General features: G+C 35.2%; 3 protein-coding genes. All 3 read right to left on the reverse strand.

From position 1 onward, the window contains the following. Window positions 1–89: 89 nt before the first annotated feature. Window positions 90–4,652 carry a beta strand repeat-containing protein gene (locus tag F6464_RS12975; protein ID WP_151108378.1) on the reverse strand — a complete coding sequence of 1,521 codons (4,563 nt, stop codon included), beginning with the start codon at window positions 4,650–4,652 and terminating at the stop codon, window positions 90–92. A 283-nt stretch (window positions 4,653–4,935) separates the two neighbouring features. Further along, window positions 4,936–5,322: a hypothetical protein gene (locus F6464_RS12980; RefSeq protein WP_151108379.1), complete on the reverse strand. Its 387-nt coding sequence runs from the start codon at window positions 5,320–5,322 to the stop codon at window positions 4,936–4,938. 1,302 nt (window positions 5,323–6,624) lie between these two features. After that, window positions 6,625–9,082, reverse strand: a 2,458-nt coding sequence (locus F6464_RS12985) for a T9SS type A sorting domain-containing protein (protein WP_151108380.1), incomplete at its 5' end; no start/stop codon positions are given.

The raw sequence follows: 9,082 nt of genomic DNA on the forward strand, positions 1-9,082 counted from the left end.
TTGATATATAATAAAAAGCCTGGCTATGGCTAGGCTTTTTCTATTACAATACTATTTTTTTTAGTAATTATCGAAAAGTGAATTGATTATTAGTCTTCATCGGCAAGCATACTTTTCTCAATATAAATATCTCTCTTTTCTTTGGTCTTTGAAGTTAACTTCACATTTTTAACGATAATCTTCTTACTTAGAACTCCTTCAGAAGTTTTTATTCTTACTACATAGGTTCCTGTATTTAAATCCCTTACTAGGACTTGAATAAGAACACTTTGATTTTCATTTGAAACATCCCAAGTACTTATAGACTGACCTAATAAATTATATAACGTTACAGATTCAACTACTGTATGTAACGAACTGTTTTTAACACGTATCATATTGTCATTATTCGTAAAAGTTATTGCTATAGTCCGTTCCAAATCAAAATTATTTACTGATAAAGATGGCGCAGTTTCATTTTTATAAACTAAAGCAAAACGACTGTTGAAACTTCCGATTTCTGCTGTAAAAGTATATGGTGAAAGTTTCAAGTTATGAACACTATTCGTCAAATTATCTTTTAGGAATATGTCTTGAACATCTGAAAATATACCTATTAAACGATCAATTGCAATCGAATATTCTCCAGCTGTTTTTGCTTTAAATCCAAGAAGAACTGTATCATTTTCATCAAACGGCAATGCACGTCCTTGAATAACATAGTTCGCTTGCTCTACAATAGAACTTAATTCTATTCCCCCATTTCCAAATACTTTTGCATCAAAAACATCAACGCCCTGAGTTGCTCCAGCAACATAACTAATTGCTGTTTGAGAAAAAGCTCCTTTACTACTTGTAGCATTTAACCAAATTGTATTTCGTTCTTCTCCTTGAGACATTCTGAAAAATTGATTCGCATTGTTGGCAATTCTTTGAGAATTTTTAAACTTAAGTACCGATGCAGATTTAGACTCAACTATAAAACCTTGACCTGTTTGAATAATACCATTAGGATCTGGTTTTGGTGTTGAAATATTTGCCTCTACATTAGAAATGAATGTTCCTCCAGCCCAAACACAATAGGAATTGTTTGCAACATCGCCATTAGTTTCTCTCCAAAAATAGAGTGCTCCATTAATGACGTCACGATTATCATTGACAAATTCTGTCATACTAATTGGAGATGGATAAGGGTTTCCTACTAAATTAAAATTATAAACTTTTGTTAAGGTAGGGTCTACATTTGGCACCTGATTGTAGAACAAACTATAATTATAGTCTCCATTATTAGGCACGCCAGTAAACTTTCCTGTCCAAATTGTTGGCGTTGTAGGATGCGTGTTAGCAACTCTTATCAATAATCCTTTAGCAGGAGAAAATGTATTAGCTGAAGGTACTAAAGAGTTATATAAATTAGTTGAAGAATCATAAGTATAGAATCTATTAGCGACTGTATTTGGTGAAAAAGACAACACATTTTGATTTGCCACTGGTGATGACCATAGCGTATAGTCCAAACGCTTCAACAACGAACTGTTTCGATTCACAACGATAGCTCCAGAGTTAGTATTAGTTGTTCCTTGCTGAAGTAAATTAGCATTGTTCGCTAATGTAAAACTACTGCCATTGGCTACAGTTAATGCGTTATTCAAATTAACATTATAACCTGATGGAATGATCACAATTGCATTGTTGTTTACCGTTAATGAACAAGCATTAATATTGGCTGCCATGCTGTAATTACCTGAGATAATCGCTGCGCTTACACTTGTTGGAGCTCCATTACTCCATGACGTACCGTTCCATGTGGTACTTCCTCCCATTGTGATGGTTACAGTATTCGAAGTAGCGGGTGAGTTTGTCAAGCATGAGGTAGTATTTGAAGTCATTACAACGGTAACCGCATCATTATTGGCTAATGTTGTCGATATAAATTCGGGTGCCGTTTGTCCGGAAACATTCGTTCCATTCACTTTCCATTGGTAGGTTGGTGTTGCTCCGCCGTTGGTTGGCGTAGCAGTAAACGTTACACTCGATCCAGAACAGATTGTCGTTGCACTTGCTCCAATACTTACACTCGCTGGTAAATTTGGATTTACTGTCATCGTTACCGTATTTGATGTTGATGGTGAGCTTGTCAAGCATGAGGTAGTATTTGAAGTCATTACAACGGTAACCACATCGTTATTGGCTAATGTTGTCGATATAAATTCGGGTGCCGTTTGTCCGGAAACATTCGTTCCATTCACTTTCCATTGGTAGGTTGGTGTTGCTCCGCCGTTGGTTGGCGTAGCAGTAAACGTTACACTCGATCCAGAACAGATTGTCGTTGCACTTGCTCCAATACTTACACTCGCTGGTAAATTTGGATTTACTGTCATCGTTACCGTATTTGATGTTGCTGGTGAGCTTGTCAAGCAAGGGGTAGCATTTGAAGTCATTACAACGGTAACTGCATTTCCATTGGCTAAAGTTGTTGATGTAAATGTGGATGCCGTTTGTCCGGAAACATTCGTTCCATTCACTTTCCATTGGTAGGTTGGTGTTGCTCCGCCGTTGGTTGGCGTAGCAGTAAACGTTACACTCGATCCAGAACAGATTGTCGTTGCACTTGCTCCAATACTTACACTCGCTGGTAAATTTGGATTTACTGTCATCGTTACCGTATTTGATGTTGCTGGTGAGCTTGTCAAGCAAGGGGTAGCATTTGAAGTCATTACAACGGTAACTGCATTTCCATTGGCTAAAGTTGTTGATGTAAATGTGGATGCCGTTTGTCCGGAAACATTCGTTCCATTCACTTTCCATTGGTAGGTTGGTGTTGCTCCGCCGTTGGTTGGCGTAGCAGTAAAAGTTACACTCGCTCCGGAACAGATTGTCGTTGCACTTGCTCCAATACTTACACTCGCTGGTAAATTTGGATTTACTGTCATCGTTACCGTATTTGATGTTGCTGGTGAGCTTGTTAAACAAGGAGTAGCATTTGAAGTCATTACAACGGTAACTGCATTTCCATTGGCTAATGTTGTTGATGTAAATGTGGATGCCGTTTGTCCGGAAACATTCGTTCCATTCACTTTCCATTGGTAGGTTGGTGTTGCTCCGCCGTTGGTTGGCGTAGCGGTAAACGTTACACTCGCTCCAGAACAGATTGTCGTTGCACTTGCTCCAATACTTACACTCGCTGGTAAATTTGGATTTACTGTCATCGTTCCAATAGCTGTAACAGTTCCACAACCTCCTGTTAATGGAATGCTATAGTTGAAGGTTCCAGATGTTGTTGTCGTTCCGCTTATAGTAAGAACATTAGTAGCCAAAGATGCTGTAATACCAGTTGGTAAACCTGATGCTGTTCCAATGCCTGTTGCACCAGATGTGGAATGGGTAATAGCCGTTAATAAGGTGTTCACACACAATGATGGAGTCGTTGATGCTACTCCTACAGTATTTGAAGCTGCAATAGTAACTGTAGTAGCTGCTGAAGTAGCCGTGGAGCAGGTTCCATTTTGAAAAACCGCTCTAAATTGTGTGGTTTGATTCAAAGCTGCTGAGGTGTAAGTAGCCGAAGTATTGGCAATTGTTGTCCATGAACTAAAAGGACTTACTGAACTTTCCCAACGCACTATTGTTCCCGTAGAACCAGATAATGTCAATAAAGCACTAGTAGACCCCGAACAAATTGTAGAACCTCCTGTTACTGAACCAATCACCGAAGTTGTTGTTGCTGATACAGTTAATACCCCATAATTACCAAACTCAGAACAACCTCCTGATGTTACCCTAGCTCTATATTTATAATTATTCATAGCAACACTTACAGTAGCTATAGTAAGATTTATAAGTGTTACTCCCGAATAAGTTGCATTATTGGTTAAATTATTCCATCCCGTTCCATCATTCATATTGACTTGCCATTGATAGGATGGTGAACTTGCAGTCGTAGTGACTGAAAATATAGAATTAGTTCCAGAACATGCAGAGACATTATTGGCACTACTTGAAAAAGAACAGGATGAACCATAAATAACAGAATTCACTAAATCAATTAAAACTTGACTTTCCGGATTAGTTACTTGTACTCCCGGAACAACATTAGCATCAATAGAAGTAGGGGTAATTGCAACCGTTGCATTCGGATTTACGGCAAATATTTGTCCAGTCCCATTACCTCCAGTTGTATCAAAATCACCAATAATATCTCCTCCTACCACAACATTACCTTGTTTTTGTAACGTAGATGTGGCAGGGCTTAATAAATTTCCTGCAATTACAACATTACTTTTCCAAAAATCAGTAAAACCATTATTAGTATAATTGCCATAAACAACTAATGTTGCAAGCGAAGACCCTCCCGGCATGATAAAGCTTCCCTCGGAATTAACGGTGAAATCATTATAATCAGTTAACTGTATCCCGTTATTGATATTTAGAGTTCCAGAGATACTTATGCTTTTTACAAATGAATTTGAAGAAATAGTAACCGTTCTGCTTGAAGGTATTACAACATTATTTATAGCTGTTGGGATGCCGCTTGGACTCCAATTTGATGAGGTATTCCAATCCCCTGAGCTTGATCCGACAAATGTTTTAGTTTGTCCAAACAATATATTTAGAAAAATGAGGAATAAAAATGTTATAAACTCTTTTTTTGAATTATGCAATAAATTTTTCATATTGTATGATTTAATTAGTAATCTGTTTTAAAAAAAATAGTCGATGAGTATCTTCTATTTTATTTAATACGACAAACATAAAATTTTATTTTGAAATAAATCAAAAAAAATACGACAAAATGCATATTTATATCGACGAAGTGCTATTTATGCATTTTTATATAAATAATATCTTACATAATATATTCTAGAAAACGATTAAAAAGTACAAAGAAGCTATAAAATCAAAAAGCCGTCCCACTGGACGGCTTTTTGATTTTAACCTAAACTAATAATATAATAATTAAGCGATTGTACTGTTGTAATTAGTTGCTTTTTTCAATAGAGTTTTGATTAACAAACGATTTGGAGCAATTCCTGAATTAATCATTTGTTTTTTAGTACCAGTTGAAAAATCATTTGATTGGTTGGTAGAAGGAGATTGTTTTGTTCCCATAAACCAAGAAACAAAATTCATTGTAGTATTAGTAGTTGTTGTAGCATGTGTGCTAGCAACTGTTTCGCCTGAAGAAGCTATTGAAACTTCTATTGTAATAGTTGAAGTAGCAGTTGGTTGAATATTTTGACCAAACATTCCAACACTTGATAATAAAAACAAAACAAATACCACAACTAATCCTGTTCTTGAAAAAGTATTTTGAGTGTTTGTATTTTGAGTAGTTGCTTTCATCTTTATGAGGTGTTAGAGGTTGTGTTTCTAATACATGTCAAAGATAGAGCAGCCACATACCCACAACAATTATTTTCGTTGAAGTACTGTAAAACTCGTTTAAGCTACAAAAAAGACAAATTTGAATCCGTATGGCTAAAAAAAATGCCTTTCAACGACCATATTTAACAACTTTCTCGATGAAAAACAGCTCAATTCTTTACTTTTTCCATAAAAAACCCTTTCGTAATCGTAGACTGCCCTCAAAAAGTTAGATACTGTATGATGGGGTGTTTTTTTGGAAAGAAAAGTCAAGTAGGATTTTGTACTTAGACTTGAGTGTATAAATTAGTATTAGAAAAACTTCATTCATGTGATTATGTTCCAAATCAAAAGAGGTCAAATGAATCTAATATTCGTAAAATGGATTGGATTTTTACAGGCAGTTTGACATTGTTGCTTTATAAACAAGGACAAACCAAAGTTATTTGGTGTACGTTTAAATGGAAAGTTTTAAAAGCAATTAATAAAATTCATTTATTACCAACATAAATTCGTTATGAATACTAAAGAATAACAAATCAACTCAAAAAAAGACATAGTTATCAATCATAAAACCATTATAAAATTGATAAAATTATTAGGGTTAAAGAGTCTCATTAGAATCTAAAAATTCAAATCACACAAAGAAGATTAGGCTAAAATTGGACTAACCTATTAGAAATAAAATTTAAACCAACCGCATTAAAACAAAAAAGCAACAGAGATAACTGAATTAATTGTCTCTGCTCATAAATTGTATTTAAGTCCAATAATAGACTTATTTAATCCATAAATCATAAGTTACCCATTCAACGAGCTACCCATTTTTAATCAAGTCGTAATGATCTTAAATAAAACTTACAAGAAAATACTAAATAACACTAATCGAATTCTACATTCTGATTAAGGCTGGCAATGTCAAATGAAAAGAGATCAAAACCAGTTGAAAAAAAAGAGATTATACAAAGTATATCTCGAAAAGGGAATTGTCTTGATAATACAATTATTGAAAATTTCGTCGGGATATTAAAAGCAGAATTGTTTTTAACTAAAAAAATACACATCAATGAATCAATCAAAAATCGAAATAGAGGAAATATATTAAATGCTGTAAAAATGAGAGAAATAAGTTAAAATTAAACAAAATGAGCCCGACAAAATATCGAGCTCATCATTATCAAAATTAATTATAATTTTTTCAAAATTTTGGATTCAGTCTATCGCCAGGCTTTAATATTACAATACTATTTTTTTAGTAATTATCGAAAAGTGAATTGATTATTAGTCTTCATCAGCAAGCATACTTTTCTCAATATAAATATCTTTCTTGTCTTTGGTCTTTGACGTTACTTTCACATTTTTAATGATAATCTTCTTACTTAGAACTCCTTCAGATGTTTTTACTCTTACTACATAGGTTCCCGTACCTAAATCTCTTACCAAGACTTTTATGAGAGCACTTTGATTTTCATTTGTAACGTTCCAAGTACTAATTGACTGACCTAATAAGTTATATAACGTAACGGATTCAACTATTGTATGTAACGAACTGTTTTTAATACTTATCATATTGTCAATATTCGTAAACGTTATAGAGATAGTCTTGTCTAAATCAAAATTATTTACTGATAAAGATGGCGTATTTTCATTTTTATAAACTAAAGTAAAACGACTATTGAAGCTTCCAATTTCTGTAGTAAAAGTATATGGTGAAAGTTTCAAGTTATGAACACTATTCGTCAAATTATCTTTTAGGAATATGTCTTGAGCATCCGCAAATAGACCTATTGTATGATCGATTGCAATCGAATATTCTCCAGCTGTTTTTGCTTTGAATCCAAGAGGAACGGTATCATTATCATCAAACGGCAATGCACGTCCTTGAATAGCAAAGTTTGCTTGCTCTACAATTGAACTTAATTCTACTACACCAGTACCAAATACTTTTGCATCATAAACATCAACGCCCTGCGTTGCTCCATTAACATAACTAATAGCTGTTTGAGAAAAAGCTCCCTTACTACTTGTAACATTTAGCCAAATTGTATTTCGTTCGTCGCCTTGAGAAGTTCTGAAAAATTGATTTGCATTGTTAGCAATTCTTTGAGAATTTTTAAACTTAAGAACCGATGCAGATTTAGACTCCACTATAAAACCTTGACCTGTTTGAATAATACCATTAGGATCTGGTTTTGGTGTTGAAACATTTGCTTCCACATTAGAAATGAATGTTCCTCCAGCCCAAACACAATAGGAATTGTTTACCAAATCGCCATTAGTTTCTCTCCAAAAATAGAGTGCTCCATTAATGACATCACGATTATCATTGACAAATTCTGTCATACTAATTGGAGATGGATAAGGATTTCCTACTAAATTAAAACCATACGTTTTTGTTAAGGTAGGGTCTGCATTTGGTACCTGATTATAGAACATCGTATAATTATAGTCTCCATTATTAGGCACGCCAGTAAACTTTCCTGTCCAAATTGTTGGAGTTATAGGATGCGTGTTAGGAACTCGTATCAACAATCCTTTGGCTGCACTAAACTCACTAGTAGACGGCACGATTGGTTCATAAAAATCCGTTGAAGAAACATACTGATAAAATCGATTAGTAAGTGTATTTGGAGAAAAAGACAACACATTTTGATTTGCCACTGGTGATGACCATAGCGTATAATCCAAACGCATCAAAAACGAACTATTTCGATTCACAACGATAGCTCCAGTGTTAGTATTAGTTGTTCCTTGCTGAAGTAAATTAGCATTGTTCTGTAATGTAAAACTACTGCCATTGGCTACAGTCAATGCATTATTCAAATTAACATTATAACCTGATGGAATGATCACAATAGCATTGTTGTTTACCGTTAACGAACAAGCATTAATATTAGCTGCTACGCTGTAATTACCTGAGATAATCGCTGCATTTACACTTGTTGGGGTTCCATTACTCCAAGAGGTTCCGTTCCAAGTGGTACTTCCTCCATGCAAGATGGTTATCGTATTCGAACCAACTGGTGAATTGGTCAAACAAGGACTAGCGTTTGAAGTCATTGTAACTGTAACTGAATCACCATTGCCTAATGTTGTAGATGTATAAGTAGCACTGTTGGTTCCAACATTCGTTCCATTCAATTTCCACTGATAAGAAGGTGCTGCTCCACCATTAGTTGGTGTGGCGGTAAACGTTACATTTGTTCCTGGACAGATTATATTATCAGCATCGTTAGAGACAATACTTACACTCGCTGGTAAATTTGGATTTACTGTCATTGTTACCGTATTTGATGTTGCTGGTGAGCTTGTCAAACAAGGAGTAGCATTTGAAGTCATTACAACGGTAACTGTATTTCCATTGGCTAATGTTGTGGATGTAAATGTGGATGCCGTTTGTCCGGAAACATTCGTTCCATTCACTTTCCATTGGTAGGTTGGTAAAGTTCCACCATTGGTCGGTGTAGCGGTAAACGTTACACTTGATCCTGAACAGATGGTCGTTGCACTTGCTCCAACACTTACACTTCCCGGTAAATTTGGATTTACTGTCATTGTTACCGTTGCACTATTTGCTGCTGCACAACTTCCACTTTGAACTACTGCTCTAAATTGGGTGGTTGCTGTTAAAGCTCCAGAGGTATAGGTAGTAGCGGTATTGGCTATATCAGTCCATGTTGAAAACGGACTTACTGCTGATTGCCATTTGCTAATTGTTCCTGTGTGTCCTGACAAAGTC

It is taken from the genome of Flavobacterium luteum, assembly GCF_008806775.1.
GTDB lineage: Bacteria > Bacteroidota > Bacteroidia > Flavobacteriales > Flavobacteriaceae > Flavobacterium > Flavobacterium luteum.